Raw genomic sequence first — 24595 nt, 5'->3', positions numbered from 1 at the left:
GAAGTTGCCGGGCTGAAACACCCGGCCAGATGATTGAGCGGCCAGACAGGCGGGGCATGGGCAACCATCCCCGCTTTTTGTTTGAAAATCCGGCGAAAGAGCCGGATTTCGCGGCACCAGCCCTCTCCCCGGCCCGGCCACCCACAGGATACTACCGACGGGTGGCCGGGCGGGGGAGAGGGCTGGTGCCGTTCCACAATGCGCTTTTGCGCACTGTTCAGATAGCAACGCCAAAACTGGCACGCAGCTTGCTTAAAATGTTTTCGGAACCCTTTGTTTCGGGAGCAGGGCTTGAGCCAGCCAGATCTGACAGGCAACCCATGGGCTGCCTCCATCGCCACGGACCCGTCCTCGCAGCGTGATGCCTCGCGCGCGGCCATTGCCCGCGCCGCCGGAGCCAGCGGTGTGGACTTCAACTATCTTCTCGCCCAGGCGAAGCTGGAATCGGGTCTCGATCCGCGTGCCCAGGCGGCGACCTCCAGTGCGCGGGGACTGTTCCAGTTCACCAATGCGACCTGGACGAACACGCTTCAGAAGCATGGTGCCATGCTGGGCCTGTCGGGAGCCGCACTCTCCGACCCCATGGCGCGCGCGCAGATGATGGCGATGCGCGACGATCCCAATGTCTCGGCGATGATGGCCGCTGGTCTGGCGGGCGACAATCAGGTGGCGCTGACCAATGCGCTGGGCCGCACGCCCGATGCCAGCGAATTGTATCTGGCGCATTTTCTGGGTGCGGATGGCGCTAAGAAATTCCTCGCCGCCATGGCGGTCGATCCCACGCAGAGCGCGGCGGCGATCAACCCCAAGGCGGCGGCCAGCAATCAGGCGATCTTTTTCGCTCCCGGTGGCGCGTCGCGCAGCCTGGGGCAGGTGATGGATCTGCTGCGCGGCAAGATGGCCAATGCCATGCGCGGCGAGGACGGCAATTTCGATCCGCTCTCGACCGCGGCTTATGGCGTTTATGGTGGAGGCGTTGGCTGGGCTCAAGCCACTGTTTCCGCGCCGCCTTCCGACTATGCGCCCGATCCGGCAACGATGGGCGGCCCGATCGCCCGGCAGTTTGCTGCCGCTCGCGACGGCGATTTTGCCGCTTCCTCCGGCACCGGCTCCGGTTCGGGCGCCGGCGAAAATGGGGGCGGCAACACGCGGCTGTCGATGGCCGATACGCTTCAGAACGTCTTTGGTGGCTCCGGTGATGGCAGCGCGGCGCCCGCCGCCGTGCGTGCCGCCTATGGCCGCCTGAAATCCATGGGCCTGTGAGGATCCAGTTATGAACCGCCTCTTCACTGCCTTCAGCCCGCAAAGCTTCGCGCTGCCCGCCGGTATTCTCACCATCATCGTGCTGATGGTGGTGCCGATCCCGGCCTTCATGCTCGACGTGTTCTTCGTCTTCAACATCGCCCTTTCGGTGGCGGTGCTGATGGCCTCGATGAACGCGGCCAAGCCGCTGGACTTCTCCTCCTTCCCCTCGGTGCTGCTGTTCGCCACCTTGCTCCGCCTTGCGCTCAACGTCGCCTCCACCCGCGTGGTGCTGGTGCATGGGCATGAGGGCGGCGCGGCGGCGGGCCATGTGATCGAGGCCTTTGGCGAATTTCTGATCGGCGGCAATTTCGCGGTCGGCCTGTTCGTCTTCATGATCCTGATGATCATCAACCTGGTCGTGATCACCAAGGGCGCGGGCCGCGTGTCGGAAGTCTCGGCGCGTTTCACTCTGGACGCTCTGCCCGGCAAGCAGATGGCGATCGACGCCGATCTGGCCGCCGGCCTGATGACCGCCGAGGATGCCAAGGCCCGCCGTCGCGAGATCTCCACCGAGGCCGATTTCTACGGTTCGATGGATGGTGCCTCCAAATTCGTGAAGGGCGACGCGGTTGCCGCGCTGCTGATTCTGGGCGTGAACGTCATTGCCGGTTTCTGCCTTGGCATGATCTCGCACGGGTTGACCGCTTCGGAAGCCGCCAGCCGTTACATCTCCCTGTCGGTGGGTGACGCCCTTGTGGCGCAGGTGCCCTCGCTGCTGCTGTCGATTGCCGCCGCCGTCATCGTGACCCGCGTCAACGACACGCGCAACCTGTCCGGCCAGATCGGCGGCCAGTTCGCCAGCCCCGATATCTGGCTGCCTGTGGCGCTGATTCTGGGGGCCATCGGCTTCATCCCGGCCATGCCGCAGCGCGTGTTCCTGCCCGCCGCCGCCATCGCCTTCTTCATCTGGCGCAAGCTCTACAAGCGCGAGCAGCTCGCCAAGGCCATCGCCGCCATGCCCGCCGTGGTGCCGCCCGCCGATCCCGGCAAGATCACGCTGGGCGAGGTCTCCGACCACACGCTCGTCACGGTCGAGCTGGGTTACGGTCTGGTGCAGCTCGTCGATGAGAAGCGCGGCGCGCCGCTCGTCAGCCGCATCACCGGCGTGCGCAAGCAGCTTTCGCAGACCTTCGGCTTCATCGTCCCCCAGTTCCGCGTGCGCGACAGCCTCGACATGGGCCCCAGCGACTATCGCATCATTCTGGGCGGCGTGGTGCTGGGCGGTTCGCAGGTGATGGTCGACAAGGTGCTGGCCATCGATGCGGGCGAGGCCAATCCGCAGGCCCATATCCGCGGCATCGAGACGCGCGATCCCTCCTTCGGTTGCCCCGGCTACTGGATCGACCCGCCGCTGCGCGACATGGCCATCGCCGAGGGTTACCTGACGGTGGACGCCAGCACGGTGATCGCCACCCATCTCAACCAGATGATGGCCGAGCGTGCCCATGCCCTGCTGGGCGCCGACGAGGTCAAGACCCTGCTGGAAGCGACGAAGGTGCGCGCCGCCGCTCTGGTGGAAACCGTCTATCCCACCCCGCTCAGCCTTGCGGCAATGACCCGCCTGCTGCGCAACCTGCTGGAAGACGGCATTTCCATCGCCCATCCGCTGCCGATCCTGCAGTCCATCGCCCAGGCGGTGCAGATCACGCAGGAGCACGACCGCATCATCGATATGGTCCGCGCGGACCTTGGCGGCCTGATCGTCAGCAGCATCTGCCCGCCCAACGAGCGCCTGCCGGTGGTGACGCTGGATTCCTCGCTGGAGGCCATGATCTCGCAGGGTCTGATCGACCCGGTCACCGGCCAGCCGCTGATCGAGCCCGATCTGGCCCGCACCATCGGCGAGCGCGTCGCATCGCTGGTTGCCCAGCGCGGTCCTTCGGCCTCGGCCGTGGCGATGATCGTCCAGCCGCGCCTGCGCCGGGCTCTGGCCCATCTGCTGCGGCTGCGCGCCCCCGGCTGCGTGGTGATGTCGATCGCCGAACTGCCCGAAACACAGCCGGTCGAGGTGATCTGCGTGGTGGGTGAACAGCCCCAGCAGCCGCCGCAACTGACGCACCAGCCGAATGCCGCTTATCCATCCAGCCCTGTCGAGAGTATGGCTGCATGATCCACGACCACAAACCTTTCCTCTCCGCCGCCAATCCCATCCAGTTGAAAGGGCCCGGCGGGCGGCGCATCGCCGCGGCCTATGGCGACGATCCGGGCGACCGGGTGAGGCGCTTCATGCCGATGGTCCGTCGTCTTGCCTGGCACCTGCAGGGCGGGCGCGACGGGATCGAGGTGGAAGACCTGATGCAGGCGGGCCTCGTTGCCCTCACCGAATGCGCGCAAAAGCACAACGGTCCGGGCGAGGACGGCTTTGCCGCTTACGCCAAGATGCGGGTGAGGGGGGCGATGGTCGATCTGATCCGCCGCCATGTGCCCTTGTCGCGCGGGGCGGTGGAGCGTCGGCGGCTGATGCGCGAGAAACACACGCTGCTCACCAACAAGCTGGGGCGCGAGCCCAAAGACAGCGAACTTGCAGAAGAAATGGGGATGAGTTTGGCTGATCTTGAAGGGCTGCGCATGTCCTCGGAACCGCTGCGTTTCGAGGCGCTGGACGAGACCTATTCCGACAGTTCCATGGCCTTTGCCGACGATCAGCCCGACAGCCTTGCCCTGCTGGCCGATGAGGAACTGCGGCAAAGCGTGGCCGGTGCCATCGGCGATTTGCCGGAGCGGTTGCAGATGGTGATCCAGCTCTATTTCGTCGAGGAACTCAACCTTGCCGAAATCGCCGAGGTGCTGGGCGTGTCGATTCCGCGCGTGCATCAGTTGAAGGCACAGGCCATCGACAAGCTGCGCAGTGCCCTGGGCGGCCTGGCTGACGTGGTTTAAGGGGCCGACCTAAGTACCAAGGGCGGAGCCATTGTCGCGACAGGCCGGAACTGCTATGTCGCAAGGCCATGTCTTCATGTGATACTTGCGTCGTGCGGAACAGAGCCATCTGTTCGGCTTTGGACGAGTCCGAGATCAACGCGCTCAACAGCATCGGGCGGCGGCGCAATCTTGCCGCCGGCGAAAGCCTGATCTGGGAGGGCGAGGATTCGGTCCTCGTCGCCAATGTGATCGAGGGGGTGCTCAAGCTCTCCACCGGCACCGAGGATGGGCGCGAGCAGATCGTGGGCGTGGTCTATCCCAGCGACTTCATCGGGCGACCCTTTGGCGGCACCACCAACCATGGCGTGACGGCGCTGACCGATGCGCGGGTCTGCGTGTTTTCGCGCGTCGATTTCGACGGCTTTGCCCGCAAGCACCCCGAGCTTGAGCACAAGCTGCTGCAGCGCACTTTGGGCGAGCTGGATCGCACGCGGCGCTGGATGCTGCTGCTGGGCCGCAAATCGGCGAGCGAGAAGGTGGCGAGCTTCCTGATCGAGCTGTCGGACCGTCTGGCGCCTCTGACCTGCGAGGGTGAGGGCGACGGCATTGCCGCGCGCTTCCATCTGCCCTTCTCGCGCCAGCAGATCGCCGATGTGCTAGGGCTGACCATCGAGACCGTCAGCCGCCAGTTCACCCGGTTGAAGACCGAGGGGCTGATCGATCTGCCCAGTCGGCGTGAGGTGGTGATCGCTAACCGCCATGCACTGATTGCTGAAGCAGGGTGAGGCTGGAAGTTTAGAAGGAAGAAGATGCGAGGGGATTATCCCCTCGCGCTCCCATGACGTCTTCCGACGAAACGGCAGTGGCGCCCGATCCTTGTGCCTTGGCTTTCCACCTGCATCACTTAAGGCGCCGCAGGCCTTCAATCTGCTAGCGCAGCCCAAGGAATATTGCCTGCGGCGCCGCGACGTTGCTCTGTGGCCGAACCCGATGCGCCACGTAAACAAATAATGGGAGCGCGAGGGTGTAACACCCTCGCATCTTTCCTTTTCCCCTTTCTACACCTTCAAAACCGATAGCTGACCCCACCGCTCACCACCCATGGGTCCAGCCGATTGCGGGTGCTCAGCACTTCGGTTCCGCCGGCGTAGAAATGGGCATTGGTGCTCACGAAATACTTCTTGGCGTCGAAGCTCAGGCCATAGCCATGGCCCAGCGCGATATCGACGCCGCTCTGCAAGGCCACGCCGAACTCGCTCGACATTTTGGTGCGCGTCACGCCCAGACCTTGCACAAAGGCGCTGGGTTGATCGGACAGCACGATAAACAGCGCGGGGCCGACACCGGCGTAGGGCTTGATGCCATGGCCCAGCGGCAGGTGATATTTGGCGGTGAAGGTGGCGGGGATGATCTTCACGTCGTCGATCGCGCCCTGGCCCGCCGCCGCACCCGCGCCGATGGTGACATGGTGGCCGGTGACGCAGCAGATCGTTTCCACCGAGACGTTCTTGGTGAAGAAATACTCCAGCGCGATGGTGGGCACGGCATTGTCATTGGCCCTGGTGCCCGTGACGGCGCCGCTTGAGACCAGCCCGGCCGCATCGCTGTTGACCTTGGTGACATGGCCGCTGGCCAGCACGGCGGTGCCCAGCACCTTGACCTGAAAGTGCCCCTGATCGGCATCATCGGCCTGAGCGCTTCCGGCCATGGCAGCCAGCGCGACGGCGGCCAGAAGGGCGGCGGGTTTGGTCAGTTGGCGCATTGTCTTGTCCTCACCGCCGCGCTGTTCCGCCCTGTGCGGAACTGTGTTTGGTGATGGTGCGCGGCGTCGAAGCGCGATCTGCACCCATGCCGCGCCCCCATCATTGACGAGGCGCAACCGCGCATTTGACCTGACGCAAAATTGCCGCCTGTGCCTCTTTCCCGGTTTGACGCGGATCAATGTCGTTTCACTACGCCGCGCCCATAGGCCAGCCTTGGTTCCGTCGTGAGAGGGAAGGCTCATGGGCATACTCGTTTCGCGCGCCGGTCTTTGGCTGGTGCTTTTTCTCCTCTGTTTCATCGCGATGGTCGCGGCGCAGGACAGCGCTTTTGCCATCCATATGGGCATCTGCTCCATCGCGGCGCTGATCGCCATGTGGCACGGTCTGAGTCGCCCCGACTATGCGCGCCTCGCCCGCGGCCAGAGCGCCCTGCCGCCCGCCGACACCAGCCTCTACGACGATGACGTGATCCGCTGGGCCACCATCGCCACGGTGTTCTGGGGCATGGCGGGCTTTCTGGTGGGCCTGATCATCGCGCTGCAACTGGCGTTTCCCGATCTCAACCTTGAGCCCTGGTTCAACTTCGGGCGGATGCGCCCGCTGCACACCTCGGCGGTGATCTTCGCTTTTGGAGGCAATGCGCTGATCGGCACCAGCTTCTATGTCGTGCAGCGCACCTGCCGGGCGAGGCTGGCCTTCCCCGGCCTCGCCCGTTTCGTGTTCTGGGGTTATCAGCTCTTTATCGTGCTGGCGGCCACCGGCTATCTGCTGGGCGTGACTCAGGGCAAGGAATATGCCGAGCCCGAATGGTATGTCGATCTGTGGCTCACGGTGGTGTGGGTTGCCTATCTGCTGGTCTTCGCCTTCACCATCGTGCGCCGCACAGAGCCGCATATCTATGTGGCCAACTGGTTCTACCTCTCTTTCATCATCACCGTGGCGATGCTGCATCTGATCAACAATCTGGCCATTCCGGTCAGCTTTCTGGGCACGCGCTCGATCAGCTATTTCGCGGGCGTGCAGGGGGCGATGGTGCAGTGGTGGTATGGCCACAATGCCGTGGGCTTCTTCCTGACAGCGGGCTTCCTTGGCATGATGTATTACTTCGTGCCCAAGCAGGCGCAGCGGCCGGTCTATTCCTATCGCCTCTCGATCATCCACTTCTGGGCGCTGATCTTCCTCTACATCTGGGCGGGGCCGCATCATCTGCATTACACGGCGCTGCCTGACTGGGCGCAGACGCTCGGCATGGTCTTCTCGGTCATGCTGTGGATGCCGAGCTGGGGCGGCATGATCAACGGGCTGATGACGCTCAACGGCGCCTGGGACCGCCTGCGCACCGACCCCATCCTGCGCATGTTCGTCATGTCGCTGGCCTTCTACGGCATGAGCACCTTTGAAGGCCCGATGATGTCGGTGAAGACCGTCAATTCGCTGAGCCACTACACCAACTGGACCATCGGCCATGTGCATTCCGGCGCGCTGGGCTGGAACGGCATGGTGACCTTCGGGGCGCTCTACTACATGGTGCCGCGCCTGTGGAACCGACCTGCGATGTATTCGCTGCGCATGGTCAACTGGCACTTCTGGACGGCCACTCTGGGCATCGTCTTCTACGCCGCCAGCATGTGGGTGGCGGGCATCACGCAGGGGCTGATGTGGCGTGAGTACGGCGCCGACGGCTATCTGGTGAACAGCTTTGCCGATGCCGTGGCCGCCATCCACCCGATGTATGTGCTGCGCGCCTTCGGGGGCCTGCTGTATCTGACCGGCGCCTGCTTCATGACCTACAACATCTGGCGCACCATCGCCGTGGGCGACCAGCGCGACGAAAAGCCGCTGCACAACATCGACCAGAACCGCGACAAGGACCGGCCCCTGACCGGCCAGCCCGTCGCCGTGCCTGCCGAATAAGGGGGCGAACCATGTCCGTTGAAACCAAACAACCCTTCGCCTGGCACGGCACGCTGGAGCGCAATGTCACCATTCTGGCCGTCTGCGCCTTTATCGCGGTGATCATCGGCGGTCTGGTGGAGATCGTGCCGCTCTTCTACATCGACAACACCATCGAGAAAGTGAAGGGCGTGCGCCCCTACACCCCGCTCGAACAGGCGGGGCGCGACATCTACATCCGCGAGGGCTGCTACCTCTGCCACAGCCAGATGATCCGCCCCTTCCGCGACGAGACCGAGCGCTATGGTCATTACAGCCTCGCCGCGGAATCGATGTACGATCACCCCTTCCAGTGGGGCAGCGAGCGCACCGGCCCCGATCTGGCCCGCGTGGGCGGCAAATATTCCGATGCCTGGCATGTGCAGCATCTGACCGCGCCGCGCTCTGTGGTGCCGGAATCGATCATGCCCAATTACGCTTTCCTCTCGAACACCGAGCTGAAGGCGGGCGAGGGCGGCTCGATGGAAGGCGAGTTGAAGGCGCTGAAGCTGGCAGGCGTGCCCTACACCGATGAGGATATCGCCAAGGCCGACGATGATCTGAAGGCGCAGGCCACCGGCAATGGCACCGATCTGGCCAAGCGCTACGCCAAGGCGCAGACCCGCGATTTCGACGGCAAGCCCGACACGATCACCGAGATGGATGCGCTGGTCGCCTACCTCCAGGTGCTGGGCACGATGGTCGATGTCGAGAGCGCGGCGGCGCAGGAGCATCTCGCGCAGGAGAAGGGGCGATGAGCGGCGCCGCGCTTTACGCGCTGCTGCGCAACTTCGCCGATGGCTGGGGGCTGGCGCTGATGATGGGCGTGTTCCTCCTGCTCTGCGCGTGGCCCTTCCTGCCCGGCGGACGGAAGAACAGTGAGGCCGCCGCCACCATGATCTTCAAGGACGAAGACGATGACCGATAAGCGCATCGACGAAGCCACCAACACCGAAACCATGGGCCATGAGTGGGACGGGATCGAGGAACTCAACACCCCCCTGCCGCGCTGGTGGCTCTACACCTTCTACGCCTGCATCGCCTTTGCGGTGGGCTATGCGGTGGTCTACCCCTCGGTGCCGCTGCTGCATGAGGGCACCCATGGCACCTTCGGCTGGACCAGCCGGGGCGAATACGCCGCCGAGCAAAAGGCCGAAGCCGCCCAGCGCGCGCCCATGCTGGCGGCTCTGGCGAAAACCCCCATCGAGGATCTGCCCAAGAACCCCGAGCTGATGCGCCAAGCCGTCGCGGGTGGCCGCGCGGCCTTCAAGGTGAACTGCGTGCAATGCCATGGCGCGGGGGCGGCGGGCTCGGTGGGCTATCCCAACCTCAACGATGACGATTGGCTGTGGGGCGGCACGCTCACCGACATCCAGCAGACGCTCACCCACGGCATCCGCTACTCAGGAGACGACCAGACCCGCACCAGCCTGATGCCCAGCTTCGGCCATGACAAGATCCTGACGCCTGCGCAGGTGCAGGATGCGGCCAGCTATGTGCGCAGCCTTTCGGGTTTGGAACCCAAGGGGGCCGCAGCGCAGCGCGGCGCGGAAATCTTCTCGGTGAACTGCGTCGCCTGCCATGGGCCGGAGGGCAAGGGAGGGCGCCAGTTCGGCGCACCCAACCTCACCGACCGCATCTGGCTCTATGGCGGCAGCCGCGAGCAGGTCGTGGGCTCGATCACCAACGCCCATGCCGGGGTGATGCCCGCATGGGGGCTGCGGCTCGACCCCGTCACGATCAAGATGCTGGCAGCCTATGTCCACTCGCTGGGCGGCGGTGAGGCTTTTGCCGCGCCTGCCCCAGCAGCGAAGTAAGCGCCATGGTCAGCCTGAACCCCCAAGGCCAGCCGAAGCGGCGCCCGCTGCCCTCCGCCCTGAAGGTTAAACCGCAAGGTGGCCTTTACGAGAAGATGCAACCCGTCTTCCCCCGCGCCATTCATGGTCGCTTCCGGCGCCTGAAGTGGGGGATCATGGCGGCCTGTCTGGTGGTCTATTACCTCACCCCATGGCTGCGCTGGAACCGGGGCCCCTATGCCCCCGATCAGGCCGTGCTGATCGATCTGGCGCACCGCCGCTTCTATATGTTCGCCATCGAGATCTGGCCCCAGGAGTTCTACTTCGTTGCCGGACTGCTCATCATGGCAGGCATCGGCCTGTTCCTTGTGACCAGCGCCGTGGGCCGCGCATGGTGCGGCTATGCCTGCCCGCAGACGGTCTGGACCGACCTCTTCCAGCAGATCGACCGCTGGTTCGATGGCGACCGCAACGCCCAGATGCGCCTTGCCAAGGCCCCATGGACAGCCGGCAAACTCGCCCGCCGCCTTGCCAAATGGAGCCTCTACCTGCTGGTAAGCGTGGCGACGGGCGGCGCATGGATCTTCTATTTCGCCGATGCGCCCACGCTGTTCCATCAGGTCTTCACCGGCACCGCGCCCGCCATCGCCTATTCCACCATCGCCGTGCTGGCTGGCACCACCTTCTGGCTGGGCGGCTTTATGCGCGAGCAGGTCTGCGTCTATATGTGCCCCTGGCCGCGCATCCAGTCCGCGATGCTCGATGAGAAATCGCTGATCGTCACCTACAAGGACTGGCGCGGCGAACCGCGCGGCAAGGCCAAAGACCTCCCCGCAGGCGATTGCGTCGATTGCGGGCTCTGCGCCGCTGTCTGCCCCACCGGCATCGACATTCGCGACGGCGCGCAGATCGGCTGTATCACCTGCGCCCTGTGCATCGACGCCTGCGATACCGTGATGGCCAAGACAGGCCGCCCGCGTGGCCTCATCGACTATGCCACGCTGGAAGACAGCGAAAAGGAACGCGCCGGCGCCCCACCCACCCGCCATGCGAAACTGATCTGGCACGCCCGCACGCTGATCTATCTCGGCCTGTGGAGCGCCATCGGCTGCGCGCTGCTGTTCGCTCTGGGCACGCGCAACCATCTGGCCATCTCTGTGGCGAAAGACCGCAACCCGCCCTTTATGCTGATGAGCGACGGCGCCATCCGCAACGCCTATCTGGTGAAATGGCGCAATATGGAAGACCGCCCGCGCCCCATGCGCCTGACGCTCGACGGCATCCCCGGCGCGGCGATGTGGAGCGAGGAGATGGGCAAGGCGCAGGCCGCGCGCCAACTCACCCGCACCATCCCCGCCGATCAGACGCAACCCTTGCGAATCTATGTCATCGCCCCCGCAGGCACGGCGCAGCAGCCTCTGGGCTTCACCCTCACCGCCGCCGACGCACAGGGCGGTACCGTCCGTTACGACACTCGCTTCGACGCCCCTGAAGGAGGCCAATGATGAGCACGCTCACGAAACAGCCCTTCCGCTTCACCGGCTGGCATATGAGTGCCATTCTGGTTGCCTTCTTCGCCGTGGTGATCGCGGTGAACATCGGCATGGCGCGTCTGGCGGGCAGCACCTTCAGCGGTGTGGTGGTCGAAAACTCCTATGACGCCAGCCAACAATTCGACCGCTGGCTGGATGAGGCGGCGAAGGAACAGGCGCTCGGCTGGCATGCGCAGGTGGCGCGGCAGGCCGATGGCCATGTGGTCGTCACGCTGCAGGGCAAGGGTCTCGATCAGGCCGTACTGACCGGCGAGGGCTGGCACCCGCTGGGCCAGTTGGCCGACCGCAATCTCACCTTCCACCGCATTACCGGCGACGATTTCCTGTCGGACCAAGCCTTGCCCGACGGCCGGTGGCGCCTGCGGCTGAAGGTGCAGGCAGGCGGCCACCTCTGGCGCGCGAATGAGCGCCTGTGATGGCCACACAACTCCAACAAACCCCGCGTCCCCAGACCACCGTTCTGGTGGTGCCCGGCATGCATTGCGCCAGTTGCATGGGCAAGGTGGAGCGCGGCCTGAACGCTCTGGCGGGGGTTGAGAGCGCCCGCGTCAACCTGTCGGCCCGGCAGGTCAGCGTGCGCCACGATCCGGCCCTGCAAGAGCCCGATCTGGTCGCCGCGCTGGAGCGGATCGGTTTCGCCAGCCAGCCGCGTGGGGCTGATCTGGCGCCCCCGGCCAGCGCGGTGAAGCCCCTGCTGGCCCCTTTGGCGGTGGCGGGTTTTGCCTGCATGAATGTGATGCTGCTCTCGGTCTCGATCTGGTCGGGGGCGGGCGGCGCCACGCGCGATCTGTTCCACTGGCTTTCGGCGGGGATCGGCATTCCGGCGATCCTCTATGCGGGGCGGGTGTTCTTCGCCTCGGCATGGCGCGCGCTGAAACATGGCCGCACCAATATGGATGTGCCGATCTCCATCGGAGTGATTCTGGCCACCGGCCTCAGCTTCTACGAAACGCTGACGCATGGCGCCGAGGCATGGTTCGATGGCACGCTGATGCTGATGCTCTTCCTGCTGGCAGGCCGCGTGCTGGATGCCATGATGCGCGACCGTGCCCGCGCCGGAGTGGACGCCCTGCTGCGTCAGGCCGCGACCGGCGCCATGGTGGTGAGCAAGGACGGTACGCTGCAATGGCTGCGTGCACGAGACCTGCTGCCCGGCATGGTGATCCGCATCGGCGCGGGCGAACGCCTTGCCGCCGATGGTAGGCTTCTGACGGGCGAAACACGCCTCGACCGCAGCCTGCTGACGGGCGAAAGCGCGCCAGTTGCGGTCCGCGCGGGTGATGCGCTGCATGCGGGCATGCTCAACCTCGATACGCCGGTGGATGTGCAGGTCACCGCCGCCGGGGCCGACACCACTCTGGCCGAGATCGCCCGCCTGATGGAGGCAGCAGGCCAGCACCGCAGCGCCTATGTGCGCATCGCCGACCGCGCGAGCCGCCTTTATGCCCCCGCCGTCCACACGCTGGCGGCGGCCAGCTTCGTCGGCTGGATGCTGGCCGGGGCGGGGGTGTATCACGCTTTGGTGATCGCCATTTCGGTGCTGATCATCACCTGCCCCTGCGCCTTGGGGCTGGCGGTGCCGGTGGCGCAGGTGGTGGCCGCCTCGGCGCTGATGCGCGGCGGGGTGATGGTGAAGGACGGCGGCGCGCTGGAGCGTATCGCCTGCATCGACACCGCCCTGCTCGACAAGACCGGCACGCTGACTCTGGGGCGGCCCATGCCCGATGGCGCGGTGCTGGATAGCCTGCCCGAAGATGCCGCGCAGGTGGCGCTGGCGCTGGCCAGCCATTCGCGCCATCCGCTCAGCCGCGCGTTGGTCGAGGCGCTGACGGTGCGCGGCGTGAAGGCGGCGGAACTGACCAATGTGGTCGAAGTTCCCGGCGAGGGCATGCGCGCCTTGTGGCAAGGCCAGCGCGTGGCCCTGCGCCGCCCGGATGGCGCGGCAGCATCGCGTGGCATGGTCTGCGCGCTGGATATCGAAACCCGCCCCGCCTGGCTGATCCTCTTCGCCGACCGGCTGCGGCCCGATTACGCAAGGGCCATCGGCTGGCTGCGCGATCTGGGCATCGATGCACAGATCCTCTCGGGAGACCGAGGGCAATCGGTGGTCGAGACCGCCTGCGCCACCGGCCTCTTCGCCCGCGCCGGCATGACGCCCGAGGGCAAGCAGCAGGCCATCGCCATGCTGCGCAACATGGGCCACCGCGTGCTGATGGTGGGCGACGGGCTCAACGATGGCCCGGCTCTGGCGGCGGCGGATGCCTCGATCGCGCCGGGCAGTGCCAGCGATGTGGGGCGGCAGGCGGCGGACTTCGTCTTTATGGGCGAGTCTTTGCTGGCTCTGCCGCGCGCGATTGCCGGAGCCCGCGCCACCATGCGCGTGGTGCGGCAGAATTTCGCACTTGCCATCGGCTACAATGTCTTGGCGGTGCCTTTGGCCATCTTTGGCTATGTCACGCCGTTGGTGGCGGCCATCGCCATGTCGACCTCTTCGCTGATCGTCATCGGCAATTCGCTGCGGCTGGCGCTGCCCGCCCGCTGGAACCGGGAGGAGGCGGCATGACCGGTCTGGCCTTTCTGATCCCCGTCGCCTTGTTGATGGGGCTGGCCGGGCTCTGGGCCTTTTTCTGGGCTTTGCGCTCGGGCCAGTTCGAGGATCTGGACGGTGCGGCCGCCCGCATCCTGATCGAGGAGGAGGGCGAGTCATGACGCGTGCCAGATGGGTCGCCCTCTTCGGCATGATCGCCTTGTTTCCGGCTGCGGTGGGCGCTGCTCCGCATGCGGCGGACGGGCGGACTGTTACGGTGCCGCTCTGCTCTGGCGATGGTATTGTGCGCAGCATGACCATGCCCCTTGGCCACGGCGATGTGCCCGGTGCGGAGCAGCCCGGATGCTGCGCGAAAGGTTGCCATAACGGTGGTGCGCGCAAGCGTGGCAAAGGCGGAAAAGAACCGCGTCGATCTTGATCGGGCGCAAGGATGGCGCGCCGCGAGTCTGGCAGAAGGGATGCATGACGATGCTTGTCTGGCCCTATCACCCCGATCTGCTGGCGCGACCTGTGCCGCGCTACACCAGCTTTCCCACGGCGGCGGAATTCGCGCCTCTGGGGGCCAAAGACAATGGCGCTGCATTGGGGGAGGCGCTCGATGAAACCTCGGGTGAGATTTCGCTCTATCTTCACATCCCCTATTGCGAGCAGATCTGCTGGTATTGCGGCTGCAACACGGGCGCGGCGAACCGGCAGGGGCGGCTGACATCCTACCTCGATGCGCTGGCGCGAGAGATCGCGCTGATCGGCGCAAGGCTCGATGGCCGGGTGAAGGTCAAGCGCGTGGCCTTCGGTGGAGGCAGCCCCAACGCCATCAGCCCCACCCAATTTGTGCGGCTGGTCGATGCGATCACGCTGCACTTTTCGCTGGCCGATCCGGTGTGGTCGATCGAACTCGATCCGCGCACCATGACCCGCGACTGGGCGCAGGCGATGAGCGCGGTGGGCGTCAGCCGCGCCAGCCTCGGCGTGCAGACCTTCGCCCCGCGCCTGCAGGCCGCCATCGGCCGCGTGCAGAGCGACAGGGTGATCGAGAGGGTCACCGATATGCTGCGCGAGGCGGGCGTCACCTCGCTGAATTACGATCTGATGTATGGGCTGCCGGGCCAGACATGGAGCGATCTGGAAGCCTCTCTGGCCCGCACGGCGGAGCTTGGCGCGGATCGTGTGGCGCTCTTCGGCTATGCCCATGTGCCGCATCTGCTGCCGCGCCAGCGTCGCATCGATGCCAGCGCCTTACCGGGTCAGGACGAGCGTTTCACCATGGCCGCGCGCGGCTATGCCTATCTTGTAGAAGCAGGCTATCGCCCCGTTGGTTTCGACCACTTCGCGCGGCCCGGTGATCCGATGGCGCAAGCCACACTGAACGGTCGGCTGCATCGCAACTTCCAGGGCTTTACCGATGATACCGCGCCGGTGCTGATCGGGCTGGGCGCCTCGGCGATCTCCAGTTTTCCGAACGTCCTGATCCAGAACGAGAAGAACGCCGGGCGTTACCGCATGCTGCTCTCGCAGGACCGGCTGACCGGTGGCCATGGTATCCTGCGCTCCGACGCCGACCGCGCTCTGGGCGTCCTCATCGAGCAGATCCTTTGCCATGGCCGTGCCGGCATCGGCGGCGATCTGGCCATGGCGCATGCCGCCGCCCTCGCGCCTTTTATGGAGCGTGGCCTTGTCGATGTGGAGGCGGGCCTGCTCACCATGCTGCCCGGTGGCCTGCCTTATGCGCGCAGCATCGCGGCGATCTTCGATCCCTATCGGCAGGACAACACGAGGCGGTTCAGTTCGGCGGTGTAGGTTGACCGCCGCGTCGCCTTGGCTAGAACGCCCCCATGGCCAAAGCTGATCGTCTCGACCGCCTCGACAAGCAACGCATCGACTGGGAGGCGGACTATCGTGCTGCCCTGATCGAGGCTCTGAAAGTTACCGCAGCAGGCCAATGGGGCCTCTTCGACCACCGTGCCGACAAGGTTGCGCGCAAGGCAGTCGCCCCGACCATTGAGGCGCTGGAGGATCTGGCCCACAGCATCGACGAAGCGCGCGAGACGCTGTTTCTGGAGCCCTTCGAGCTGCATCGCGAATTTCTGGCAGCGCGCGGGCCTGTGGCATCCAACGCGGTGGGCGAGCCGAAGCAGGCGCGGGCTTGGCTGGATCGGTTGGCGGCGGAAGACAGTAAGTAAGGAAGATGCGAGGGGGTTACCCCCTCGCGCTCCCATGACGTCTTCCGACGATGGGGCAGTGGCACCGAACTGGCGCGCTCTGGCTCTCCAACTGCGTCACCTAAGGCGCCGCAGGCATCAAATTCCTGCCTGCGGCGCGGCAAACTGGGCGCAAGGCCGAACCCGTAGCGCCCACGCTGACATTAAAGGGAGCGCGAGGGCGATTGCCCTCGCATCTTCTCTTTCCCTTCTTCGAAAATCGCCCAAAAAAAGGCGGCCACCCGAAAGCAGCCGCCCTGAAAGTTGGGGAGAAATCCTTCACGAGGAAGGAACGATGGGGACGCTTGAGGCCGAGGCCCCTCTGTCCGGAACCCCCGATCCGAGGCCCCCATCGTGGCAGGCGGACTTGCCGGGTGACGCCTCCGCCATGCGTGAGATGGTCCTAGGCCGACGCCGGAGCGCCGACCTTGATCGCGATCAAGACGCCGGATTTTTTACCGCGACGCCAGCTCCGGCAGGGTCTTGGGCGTCAGCACCTGAGGCAGGCTCTGGGGTGCGGATGCCGCCCCGCGACCGTACCAGACATAGAGCGGCACGCCCGCCGCGCCGCGCGTGGTCAGATAGCGGGTGATGGCCGGATCGCGGCGGGTCCAGTCGCCTTTCAGCACGACGACGCCGGCCTTGGCGAAGGCGTCGCGGGTGGATTCGCGCTCGATGGCGACGCGCTCGTTGACCTTGCAGGAAAGGCACCAGTCGGCGGTGAAATAGGCGAAGACAGGGTGGCCCTGCGCCAGCGCCTGATCCAGCGCCTGCTGGCTGAAGGGCTGGGTGGGCAGCAGGCCCTCGGCCTCGGCGCTGGGGGCGTGGACGGTGCGCGGCAGGACGACCGCGGCGCACAGGCCGAGCAACGCGATCAGGCCGATGGCGCGGCGCCCGCCGCCCAGCGTGACGCGCTGGGTGCGGCCCAGATGCGCCAGGATCGCGATCAGCACGATGGCGAAGACCAGGCTGGCGCCCGCGAAGCTGTAGCCACCCAGGCGGCTGGCCAGCCAGAACAGGCCCAGCGCGGTCAGGCCCATCGGCACGGCCATGGCCTTCTTGAACCAGTTCATCCATGGGCCGGGCTTGGGCAGGGCGCGGCGCAGCGCGGGGATATAGGCGATGGCGAGGAAGGGCAGCGCAATGCCGAAGCCCAGCGCCACGAACAGCAGCATTGCCGGGGCAAAGGGCAGCAGCACCGCCGCGCCCATCGCGCCCGCCATAAAGGGCCCGGTGCAGGGGGTGGCCACGAAAGCGGCCAGCAGCCCGGTGACGAAGGCGCCGCGCGCGGTGTTGCGCTTGCCGGGCAGCGCGCCGCCCTGCGAGGCGAAGCTGGGGGTCAGGAACTCGAACAGGCCCAGCAGATTGGCGGTGATTGCCACGGCCAGCAGCAGCAGCGCGGCGACTACGCCGGGCTCCTGCAACTGGAAGGCCCAGCCCACCTGCTGACCGCCCGCGCGCAGGGCCAGCAGCAGCGCGCCCAGCGCGGCGCAGGTGACGATGACGCCAGCCGAATAGGCGAGGCCCTCGACGCGCGCCTCGGCCTCGCTCTCGCCCGCACGGGCGAGGCTCAGCGCCTTGAGGCTGAGGATCGGGAAGACGCAGGGCATGATGTTGAGGAGCAACCCGCCCGCGATCGCCGCCAGCACCAGCAAGGGTAGCGGCGAGGGCTTGGGCGGGGCATCGGTGGCGGCGGTCTCGATGGGCGTGCCGTCGGTGGGCACGGCGCCGGGGACGGCGGCGATGGTCACACCGTCGCCATTGCGGTTGAGGCGCAGCACGGCATTAAACGAAGCCGGATCGGCGGCAGCACCCGGCGCGCGCTTCAGCGTGACGACCAGCGTGTCACCCGAACGCGCGAAGCCCTGAGGCGCGGCATAATCGATAGCGCGTTCGTCAGCCGAGAAGACATGCGGACGCTCCAGCGTGGCGCTGGCGGGGAAGGGGATGCCCAGGCGCAGCGTGTCGCCCTGCACCGCGATATGCGCCTGAGCGCCCAGCGGGGCGGGCAGCTTGGCGCGCCATGCATCGAAGCGCGCATCATGCTGTGCGGGGAAGGCCGAAACCTTCAGCATGGTCGACAGATTGGCGCTTTCGGGCACGCAGATCTGTTCGGTGCAGGCCAGCCATTCGGCCTTGACCGAGACGGGCAGCGTGGTGCCGGGCTTGGCGTCGGCGGGCACGGTGAAGGGGATCAGCAGCGCATAGTCGGACTGATAGACATGGTTCATCAGGCCACTGACCACCAGCGTTTCGGGCACCGGATATTGCGGCGTGCCCGCGCTGGCCCCGGCCGGCAGATGCCATGTCAGTTGCAGCCCCAGCCCGGCATCGCCCGGATTGAGCCAATAGCCATGCCAGCCTTGCGTGGGGTGCATCTCCAGCGCCAGAGTCGTTGGCTTGCCGGGCTGGACGGTGCTGCCCTCTGCCACCAGGGCGGCGGCGATATGGGTGGGCCCGCCCTGCACCGGTTGCGCGGGGGCGAGCGATGCCCAGCCGAACGCCAGCAGCGCCATCAATTCTGCCATCAGCAGTTTTATCAGAGTTTTCAACGAAACCGGCAGGATGGGGTGGCGTCGGGGCAGGCGGACTGGCATGGGGAACTCCGGACAGGCAAGGCGCTTTCGCACGGGCGAAACATCACCCTGTCATGCATATGATGGCACGCATGTGCCGTCGTCGCCAGAATTTTGCAAGGAAAGCTCTGTGTATCCTATCGCCTCACTAGGTTTTTCTTCGGCGCACCGTGCCCTTGGCCTGCGCAAAGGGGCTGCCGCGCTGGCTTTTCTGGCCGCACTGGCGGGGTGCTCGCAGGATCATCCGCATTCCACGCCGGTCGCCCAAAGCGCCTCCGCGCCCGAACCCACCGCGCCGCCGAAACTGGTGGTGGCGATCTCCATCGACCAGTTTTCCGCCGACCTTTTCGCGCAATACCGCCAGCATTTCACCGGCGGCCTCGCGCGGCTGACGCAAGGCGCGGTCTTCCCCAGCGCCTTCCAGAGCCACGCCGCCACCGAAACCTGCCCCGGCCATTCCACGCTGCTGACGGGCGCTCACCCGAGCCGCACCGGCATCATCGCCAACAACTGGTTCGATCTGGACGCCAAGCGCGCCGACAAGCGCGTCTATTGCGCCGAGGATGAGAAAGACCCGCAATCCTCGGTGGAGGACCCGGTGGTCTCGGCGGTGCATCTGCGCGTGCCCACCTTGGGTGAGCGGATGAAAGCCGCCAATCTGGCCACGCGCAATGTCGCGGTTTCGGCCAAGGACCGCGCCGTGGTGATGATGGGCGGCCACACCATCGACGAGGGCTATTGGTGGAAGGGCGGCGCCTTCACCACCTTCCGGGGCCGCGAACTGGCCCCCGCTGCCGTGGCCGAAAACGCCACCGCCGCCGCGCTGATCGCCAGCGGCGCGCCCGAACTGCCGATCCCCGCATGGTGCCAGCCGCGCGACCGCGCCATCGAGGCGGGTGAGGCCGTGGTGGGCACCACGCGCTTCACCGTCGAGAAGGGCATGCCCGATACCTTCCGCGCCTCGCCGCGCATGGATGGGGCGACGCTCGATCTGGCGGCGCGGCTCACCAGCGATATGGCGCTGGGCAAGCGCGATGCCACCGATCTGCTCTCGGTCAGCCTCTCGGCCACCGATTACATTGGCCACGCCTATGGCAGCGAGGGCGTGGAAATGTGCGTGCAGATGGCGCAGCTCGATTCGCAGTTGGGAGCGTTTTTCAACCGGCTCGATGCGATGGGGCTGGATTATGCGGTGATGCTCTCGGCCGACCATGGCGGGCTCGACACGCCCGAGCGCCTTGTCGAGCAAGGCCTGCCGCGCGCGGGCCATGTCGATGTGGCGCTGGCGCCCAACAGGCTTTCGGCGGTGATCGCGGCAAAGCTAGGCCTCAAATCCGAAACCCCGATCATCCGCGCCGACGGGCCCTTTGGCGATTATTACATCAGTCACGATCTCACGCCCGGCCAGCGCGAGAAGGTGGAGACGCTGCTCGTGGCGCTGCTGAAGGCCCATCCGCAGGTGGCCAATGTCTTCACCAAGGACGAGATCGCCCGCACGCCCTTGCCCGCCGCCAACCCTCAGGACTGGACGATGCGGGAGCGCGCCCGCGCCTCCTTCGATCCCGAGCGGACCGGCGATGTCTATGTGATGCTCAACCGCGCGGTGGTGCCGATCATCGCGGCGCGCCCCGGCTACACCGCCACCCATGGCAGCCCCTATGATTACGACCGCCGCGTGCCTCTGCTGTTCTGGCGCAAGGGCCTGCCCGGCATGGAGCAGCCCCAGCCGGTGGAGACGGTGGACATCGCCCCCACGCTGGCCGCGCTGATCGGGCTGAAGGTGCCGCAGGGGGCTTTCGATGGCCGCTGTCTGGATATCGATGGCGGGCCGGGTAACTCCTGCGTGCCAAAGTAGCAAAGCCCCAAACACAGGTTGGCTGTAAGCGCTTCATCTCCTAAGGGAGTGGCCATGAGCACTGCGAACACTGAGAGCCCGACCGGTCAGTATCAGGATTTGGGGGATCACCGCGATCTGGTCATCCTGGGCGGCGGGCTGGTGGGTATGACGCTGGCGCTGGCCGCCGCGCGCAATGGCATCACCAGCCATGTGATCGAACGCGCCGACCCCGCCGACCTCACCGCCGAGGGTGCCGATGGCCGCGCCTCGGCGATTTCCTCGGCGAGCTGGAACCTGTTCCGCCATATCGGCCTGGAAGAGGCACTCAAGGATCTGGGCTGCCCCATCGAATCCATCGCCGTCACCGATGCCATGCGCCCCGGCCGCATCGACTTCCGCCCCAAGCCCGATGAAGGCACGCTGGGCCGCATGTTCGCCAACCGCGACATCCGCCTCGCTCTGTTCGAGGCCGCCCGCCACGAAATCAACATCGCCTGGCACACGAAAGTGGAAGCGGTGAAGCGCGAGCGTGGCGACCATGGCGTGGCCGTGACGTTGAACGATGGCCGCGTGGTCAAGGGCAGCCTGCTGATCGGCGCCGAAGGCCGCCGCTCGCCCAGCCGTGACGAGGATGGCATCGGGCTGGTCTCATGGGACTACAGCCACCGCGCCATCGTCACCGGCCTGACACACGAAAAGCCGCATGAAGGCGTGGCGTGGGAAATCTTCTACTCCGCCGGGCCCTTTGCCCTGCTGCCCCTGCGCGACCTGCCCGATGGTCGCCACCGCAGCGCTCTGGTTTGGACCGTCCCCGAAAAGGACGCCAAGGGCGTGATCGGCATGAGCGACGCCGCCTTTGTCGCCGAAGTCTCCAAGCGGATGGATGGCCTCTACGGCAAGGTGGAACTGAGCGCCCCGCGCATGTCCTATCCGTTGTCCTATCAGAACGCCACGCGCATCACCGGCCACCGCCTCGCGCTGGTGGGTGACGCGGCCCATGGCATGCACCCCATCGCCGGGCAGGGGCTGAACCTGGGCCTGCGCGACGTGGGCGCGCTGGTGGAAGTGCTGGCCGATGGCATGCGCCTCGGTCTGGAGCCGGGCGATGCGCAATTGCTCAAGCGCTACGAGAACTGGCGCGCGCTGGACAATTTCACCACCATGAGCGTGATGGACGGCATCGTGCGCCTCTTCGGCGTGCCGGGCCGCACGGCCAGCGCGGTGCGTCGTCTGGGGATGGGGGCGGTGCAGCGTATGCCGACCCTGAAGCGCTTCTTTATGAATGAGGCGCGCGGGATGAGTGGGAAGTTGCCTTCGATCTTGCAGGCTTGAAGAAGGAATAAGCAGGGGGCGTTACGCCCCCTGCACCCCCGTTACGTCTCCCGACACGGAGGAGGCGGGAGGGGATAGCCAAGCGCAAACGTCCCACCGCCGGAGGCAGTTGGTTCCCTGCGGGGCGGATAGGTTGGGCGCAAGGATCGGGCACCACTAACGCTTCGTCGGAAGACGTCATGGGAGCGCGAGGGGGTAACCCCCTCGCTTTGTCCTTCTTACCTTAAAGGTCCCCACTCGCCTCAGGCGCCGGTACCGGGCTGGGCGTTCCCGAGGCCGAAGCGCCCGGCGTTTCCAAGGGGCTGGGCTGAGCGATCTCGCGCCCGGCGCCATCATGCAGCGTCTTGGGCTCCAGCAAAGCGGTGGTCTCGATGGCGTCCAGCGCGCGCTGCACCGTGTCGTAGCGCTGCGTCTGGGTGATCCATTCCTGTGCCAGCGCGGCGCCGGGCATCAGGCGCACGTCGGCGATGGCGTCTTCCACCTTGCCTTCCTGCAGGGCCACGCGGGCGTGGTCCAGCCGCAGGCGCGGGTCGGGCGCGGCCGAGGTGCTTTCGTGGCGCAGCACGAACAGGTCGGAGAGTTCGCGCTTGATCCGGTTCCAGCCGCCTTCGGTGGGCGGTGCCTTGGCCAGCATCGGGCCCAAAGCCTCAAGCCGGGCGGTCAGCCGGTCGAGCGTGACAGGGTCGTGAGCGAAGTTGATGACGGTGGCGACCGCATCGGGCTGGGCAGCGCCAAAGCGCAGCTTGAGCTGATCCTCAAGGTAGCCCAGCGGAGCGCCGCGCTGCACCAGGCGCCGCGTGGCGAAGGCCACCAGCAGCGCCTCGGCGCGGGCGGCATTGCCCGAGGCGGCGGCGGCTTCAAGGTCGAGCTTGTCGAGCTTCTGCTCCAGCTCGGCGACGCGCGTTTCCATGGCGCCCTGCGTCTGGGCAAGGGCGGCGGAGGAGGGCTGGGGCGGGGTGGGCAGGGTCACCGGCTGCGGGGTGAAGCTCCACGGGGCGATGCCGAAGGGCACCAGCCAGCCCTGATGGGCGACCTCGCCCATGGCCACGGCTCCGGCGCCGAAACCGGCCAGCATGGTCAGGATCAGCAACGACCAGCGGCGGGGGCGGCGCGTGTTGGCCGTTGGCCTGCCAAACTCCCCTCCAGTCGCCGATCCTGTCGGCTGATTTGGAAATTCTTCTATCAAAAGACTTAATCCCCCACACGCAGCGCGGGAGTGTGGCACAGTTGCGCGGCCAGCGCCAGCAGGCTGCGATCATCGGGCCGGGGCGCCGTGTGGAGCGCGCCCCAGCCATCCCCCGCCGCCGCCGTGACCCTTGGCCCGATGGTGGCGAGGTGCAGCCGTGCGCGGGGCAGGCCCAGTCGGTCGATCTCTTCGGCAAGGTGGAGCGCGGCCTGCGCCGAATGCAGCGCGGCCACCACGCCGGGCAGGGCATGGGTGAGCATCAGCCGCGCGACGGCGCGGGGCAGCGGGCGCGGCACGGCGGCATAGACGGTGCGCTCGATCATGGTGGCGTGAGGGGGCACGGTCAGCACCACGCGCTCATAGCCGGCCAGGCGGAGCAGGTGGCTGTGGTTGGGCGCAACCTGATCCAGCACCGTCTGCAAGCCGCCGCTGCCCACCGCCTCGACATGCAAGCCTGCCTGTCGTGTGGCCTGCGCGGTGGTTTCGCCCACCGTATAGGCGGGTTTGCCCGCATAGGCGGCCAGATGAGGCCCGGCATGGCGCAGTGCATTGGCGCTGCCGATCAGCAGGGCGTCGATCTCGGTCGGGTCGGGGGGCTGCCATGCCATGGGTTCGATCGCGAAGAGAGGGGCCGCCACCGGCTCCACGCCCAGCAGTTCGGCGGCGGCACAACTGGCCGCATTGCCGGGCTGAGGGCGCAGGATCAGCAGCGGCGCGATCAACAAATTCAGGCTCCGTTGAAATGCTCGGCGATTTCGGCAGGCGCGCGGGCCAGCAGGTCGCGGGCCAGCGCGGCGATGCCATCATGGTCGCCGGGGGTGAACTGCACCTCGCCCGCGATTCGCTCGGCGCCATCGGGGCTGAACAAAGCGGCGGTCATATGGATCCGCGCGCCCTCGGGGCGGGTCAGCACGGCCAGAGCGCTGTGGCAATTGCCGCCCAGCGCGGCCAGCAGCGCGCGCTCGGCCAGCACGGCGTGGCGGCTGGGGGCATGGTCGATGGCGGCCAGCAGGGCGATGGTCGCGGCATCGTCGCTGCGGCATTCCACGGCAATGGCGCCCTGTCCCGATGCGGGCAGGAAGGTCTGTTCATCCAGCGGCGTGCCGACATCCTTGTGCCCCAGCCGGTTGAGCCCGGCCATGGCCAGCAGCGTGGCATCGGCTTCTCCGGCCTCCAGCTTGGCCAGACGGGTTGCGACATTGCCGCGAAAGGGCACGATGCGCAGATCGGGCCGAAGATGGAGCATCTGCGCCGCCCGGCGCGGCGCGCAGGTGCCAAGCCGCGCGCCCTGCGGCAGGGCTTCCACCGATGCCGCGCCGACCAGGCAGTCGCGCACATCCTCGCGCGGCAGGATCGCGGCCATGGCCAGTTCGGCGGGGCGGATCGTCTCGACATCCTTCAGGCTGTGCACGGCAAAATCGATCTCGCGCTCATGCAGCCAGCCGTCGAGTTCCTTGGTCCACAGCGCCTTGCCGCCGACATCGGCCAGCGGGCCCTTGATCTTGTCCGCGCTGGCTGTGACGGGGACGATGGCGATCGCCGCCTCATCCCAGCCATGCGCGGCGCAGAGCCTTGCGCGCACCTCATGCGCCTGCGCCAAGGCCAGCGGCGAAGCGCGAGTGCCCAGCCGCAAAGGGCGATCGGAGTGTGGCATAAAGGTTGCGGTTTTCGGGGCTTGATGCGTATCGACCATGGTGACTTGTGCTA

At 66.5% G+C, this 24595-nt stretch carries 21 protein-coding genes; 16 read left to right on the top strand and 5 right to left on the bottom strand.

Translation table 11 applies throughout. The features are described from left to right. Positions 1-291: 291 nt before the first annotated feature. The 4 genes from ABDW49_RS17110 to ABDW49_RS17095 all read left to right on the top strand — a co-directional run bounded on the left by ABDW49_RS17110 (position 292) and on the right by ABDW49_RS17095 (position 4952). A complete protein-coding gene (locus ABDW49_RS17110; RefSeq protein ID WP_343613341.1) occupies positions 292-1263 on the top strand; it encodes a transglycosylase SLT domain-containing protein in 972 nt (323 codons plus the stop codon). Between the two features lie 10 nt (positions 1264-1273). Then, complete coding sequence (locus ABDW49_RS17105) at positions 1274-3415, top strand: flagellar biosynthesis protein FlhA (RefSeq protein ID WP_343613339.1); 2142 nt, start codon at positions 1274-1276, stop codon at positions 3413-3415. Positions 3416-3531: 116 nt separating this feature from the next. After that, the gene (locus ABDW49_RS17100; protein WP_343614348.1) at positions 3532-4185 is read left to right on the top strand and encodes a sigma-70 family RNA polymerase sigma factor; all 654 of its coding nucleotides are present in this window, start codon (positions 3532-3534) and stop codon (positions 4183-4185) included. A 68-nt stretch (positions 4186-4253) separates the two neighbouring features. After that, positions 4254-4952 carry a Crp/Fnr family transcriptional regulator gene (locus tag ABDW49_RS17095; protein WP_343613337.1) on the top strand — a complete coding sequence of 233 codons (699 nt, stop codon included), beginning with the start codon at positions 4254-4256 and terminating at the stop codon, positions 4950-4952. A 281-nt stretch (positions 4953-5233) separates the two neighbouring features. On the opposite strand, the gene ABDW49_RS17090 is transcribed toward ABDW49_RS17095, so the two are convergent. Next, positions 5234-5929, bottom strand: coding sequence for an OmpW family outer membrane protein (locus tag ABDW49_RS17090; protein ID WP_343613335.1), 696 nt, complete (start codon positions 5927-5929; stop codon positions 5234-5236). Between the two features lie 241 nt (positions 5930-6170). Between ABDW49_RS17090 and ccoN the strand changes: the two genes are divergently transcribed. From ccoN to ABDW49_RS17040, 10 genes are all read left to right on the top strand, one after another. Continuing rightward, positions 6171-7844, top strand: a complete 1674-nt coding sequence (ccoN, locus tag ABDW49_RS17085; protein WP_343613333.1) for a cytochrome-c oxidase, cbb3-type subunit I — start codon at positions 6171-6173, stop codon at positions 7842-7844. Positions 7845-7855: 11 nt separating this feature from the next. Further along, a complete protein-coding gene (ccoO, locus tag ABDW49_RS17080) occupies positions 7856-8620 on the top strand; it encodes a cytochrome-c oxidase, cbb3-type subunit II (RefSeq protein ID WP_343613331.1) in 765 nt (254 codons plus the stop codon). Continuing rightward, positions 8617-8790 (top strand): cbb3-type cytochrome c oxidase subunit 3, encoded by a 174-nt coding sequence (locus tag ABDW49_RS17075; RefSeq protein ID WP_343613329.1) that lies wholly within the window; start codon positions 8617-8619, stop codon positions 8788-8790. Before ccoO ends, ABDW49_RS17075 begins: the two co-directional genes overlap by 4 nt. Further along, the gene (ccoP, locus tag ABDW49_RS17070; protein ID WP_343613327.1) at positions 8780-9679 is read left to right on the top strand and encodes a cytochrome-c oxidase, cbb3-type subunit III; all 900 of its coding nucleotides are present in this window, start codon (positions 8780-8782) and stop codon (positions 9677-9679) included. The genes ABDW49_RS17075 and ccoP overlap by 11 nt, the downstream gene beginning before the upstream one ends. 95 nt (positions 9680-9774) lie before the next feature. Next, complete coding sequence (gene ccoG / locus ABDW49_RS17065; protein ID WP_343614347.1) at positions 9775-11163, top strand: cytochrome c oxidase accessory protein CcoG; 1389 nt, start codon at positions 9775-9777, stop codon at positions 11161-11163. Then, positions 11160-11627, top strand: a complete 468-nt coding sequence (locus tag ABDW49_RS17060) for a FixH family protein (RefSeq protein ID WP_343613325.1) — start codon at positions 11160-11162, stop codon at positions 11625-11627. Before ccoG ends, ABDW49_RS17060 begins: the two co-directional genes overlap by 4 nt. Then, positions 11627-13774, top strand: a complete 2148-nt coding sequence (locus ABDW49_RS17055; RefSeq protein ID WP_343613323.1) for a heavy metal translocating P-type ATPase — start codon at positions 11627-11629, stop codon at positions 13772-13774. Before ABDW49_RS17060 ends, ABDW49_RS17055 begins: the two co-directional genes overlap by 1 nt. Beyond that, a complete protein-coding gene (ccoS, locus tag ABDW49_RS17050; RefSeq protein ID WP_343613322.1) occupies positions 13771-13920 on the top strand; it encodes a cbb3-type cytochrome oxidase assembly protein CcoS in 150 nt (49 codons plus the stop codon). The genes ABDW49_RS17055 and ccoS overlap by 4 nt, the downstream gene beginning before the upstream one ends. A 301-nt stretch (positions 13921-14221) precedes the next feature. Further along, the gene (locus tag ABDW49_RS17045; RefSeq protein WP_343613320.1) at positions 14222-15556 is read left to right on the top strand and encodes a radical SAM protein; all 1335 of its coding nucleotides are present in this window, start codon (positions 14222-14224) and stop codon (positions 15554-15556) included. 35 nt (positions 15557-15591) lie between these two features. Continuing rightward, entirely contained in the window at positions 15592-15939 is a 348-nt protein-coding gene (locus ABDW49_RS17040; RefSeq protein ID WP_343613318.1) for a hypothetical protein, read from the top strand. A 473-nt stretch (positions 15940-16412) separates the two neighbouring features. On the opposite strand, the gene ABDW49_RS17035 is transcribed toward ABDW49_RS17040, so the two are convergent. Continuing rightward, a complete protein-coding gene (locus tag ABDW49_RS17035) occupies positions 16413-18473 on the bottom strand; it encodes a protein-disulfide reductase DsbD domain-containing protein (protein ID WP_343613316.1) in 2061 nt (686 codons plus the stop codon). 190 nt (positions 18474-18663) lie between these two features. Here ABDW49_RS17035 and ABDW49_RS17030 point away from each other — a divergent pair, with 190 nt between their 5' ends. After that, positions 18664-20388 carry an alkaline phosphatase family protein gene (locus ABDW49_RS17030; RefSeq protein WP_343613315.1) on the top strand — a complete coding sequence of 575 codons (1725 nt, stop codon included), beginning with the start codon at positions 18664-18666 and terminating at the stop codon, positions 20386-20388. Between the two features lie 54 nt (positions 20389-20442). After that, positions 20443-21702 (top strand): UbiH/UbiF/VisC/COQ6 family ubiquinone biosynthesis hydroxylase, encoded by a 1260-nt coding sequence (locus tag ABDW49_RS17025; RefSeq protein WP_343613313.1) that lies wholly within the window; start codon positions 20443-20445, stop codon positions 21700-21702. 223 nt (positions 21703-21925) lie between these two features. On the opposite strand, the gene ABDW49_RS17020 is transcribed toward ABDW49_RS17025, so the two are convergent. From ABDW49_RS17020 to hemC, 3 genes are read right to left on the bottom strand one after another with little or no spacing between them, the layout of a single operon-like run. After that, positions 21926-22888, bottom strand: coding sequence for a hypothetical protein (locus ABDW49_RS17020; RefSeq protein WP_343613311.1), 963 nt, complete (start codon positions 22886-22888; stop codon positions 21926-21928). Positions 22889-22893: 5 nt separating this feature from the next. Further along, entirely contained in the window at positions 22894-23613 is a 720-nt protein-coding gene (locus ABDW49_RS17015) for a uroporphyrinogen-III synthase (RefSeq protein WP_343613309.1), read from the bottom strand. A gap of 2 nt (positions 23614-23615) precedes the next feature. Beyond that, on the bottom strand, positions 23616-24542 hold the full coding sequence (gene hemC, locus ABDW49_RS17010) for a hydroxymethylbilane synthase (RefSeq protein ID WP_343613307.1): 927 nt from the start codon (positions 24540-24542) through the stop codon (positions 23616-23618). Between the last annotated feature and the right edge of the window lie 53 nt (positions 24543-24595).

It is taken from the genome of Novosphingobium sp. (genome assembly GCF_039595395.1).
Classification (GTDB): domain Bacteria; phylum Pseudomonadota; class Alphaproteobacteria; order Sphingomonadales; family Sphingomonadaceae; genus Novosphingobium.
This window is presented reverse-complemented; position numbering and strand designations above follow the sequence as displayed.

Bases quoted from the DNA above. Each gene is read 5' to 3' on its own strand.
- ABDW49_RS17105 (WP_343613339.1), top strand. From the start codon at position 1,274: ATGAACCGCCTCTTCACTGCCTTCAGCCCGCAAAGCTTCGCGCTGCCC.
- ABDW49_RS17100 (WP_343614348.1), top strand. From the start codon at position 3,532: ATGCCGATGGTCCGTCGTCTTGCCTGGCACCTGCAGGGCGGGCGCGAC.
- ABDW49_RS17095 (WP_343613337.1), top strand. From the start codon at position 4,254: ATGTCTTCATGTGATACTTGCGTCGTGCGGAACAGAGCCATCTGTTCG.
- ABDW49_RS17090 (WP_343613335.1), bottom strand. From the start codon at position 5,929: ATGCGCCAACTGACCAAACCCGCCGCCCTTCTGGCCGCCGTCGCGCTG.
- ccoN (WP_343613333.1), top strand. From the start codon at position 6,171: ATGGGCATACTCGTTTCGCGCGCCGGTCTTTGGCTGGTGCTTTTTCTC.
- ccoO (WP_343613331.1), top strand. From the start codon at position 7,856: ATGTCCGTTGAAACCAAACAACCCTTCGCCTGGCACGGCACGCTGGAG.
- ABDW49_RS17075 (WP_343613329.1), top strand. From the start codon at position 8,617: ATGAGCGGCGCCGCGCTTTACGCGCTGCTGCGCAACTTCGCCGATGGC.
- ccoP (WP_343613327.1), top strand. From the start codon at position 8,780: ATGACCGATAAGCGCATCGACGAAGCCACCAACACCGAAACCATGGGC.
- ccoG (WP_343614347.1), top strand. From the start codon at position 9,775: ATGCAACCCGTCTTCCCCCGCGCCATTCATGGTCGCTTCCGGCGCCTG.
- ABDW49_RS17060 (WP_343613325.1), top strand. From the start codon at position 11,160: ATGATGAGCACGCTCACGAAACAGCCCTTCCGCTTCACCGGCTGGCAT.
- ABDW49_RS17055 (WP_343613323.1), top strand. From the start codon at position 11,627: ATGGCCACACAACTCCAACAAACCCCGCGTCCCCAGACCACCGTTCTG.
- ccoS (WP_343613322.1), top strand. From the start codon at position 13,771: ATGACCGGTCTGGCCTTTCTGATCCCCGTCGCCTTGTTGATGGGGCTG.
- ABDW49_RS17045 (WP_343613320.1), top strand. From the start codon at position 14,222: ATGACGATGCTTGTCTGGCCCTATCACCCCGATCTGCTGGCGCGACCT.
- ABDW49_RS17040 (WP_343613318.1), top strand. From the start codon at position 15,592: ATGGCCAAAGCTGATCGTCTCGACCGCCTCGACAAGCAACGCATCGAC.
- ABDW49_RS17035 (WP_343613316.1), bottom strand. From the start codon at position 18,473: ATGGCGCTGCTGGCGTTCGGCTGGGCATCGCTCGCCCCCGCGCAACCG.
- ABDW49_RS17025 (WP_343613313.1), top strand. From the start codon at position 20,443: ATGAGCACTGCGAACACTGAGAGCCCGACCGGTCAGTATCAGGATTTG.
- hemC (WP_343613307.1), bottom strand. From the start codon at position 24,542: ATGCCACACTCCGATCGCCCTTTGCGGCTGGGCACTCGCGCTTCGCCG.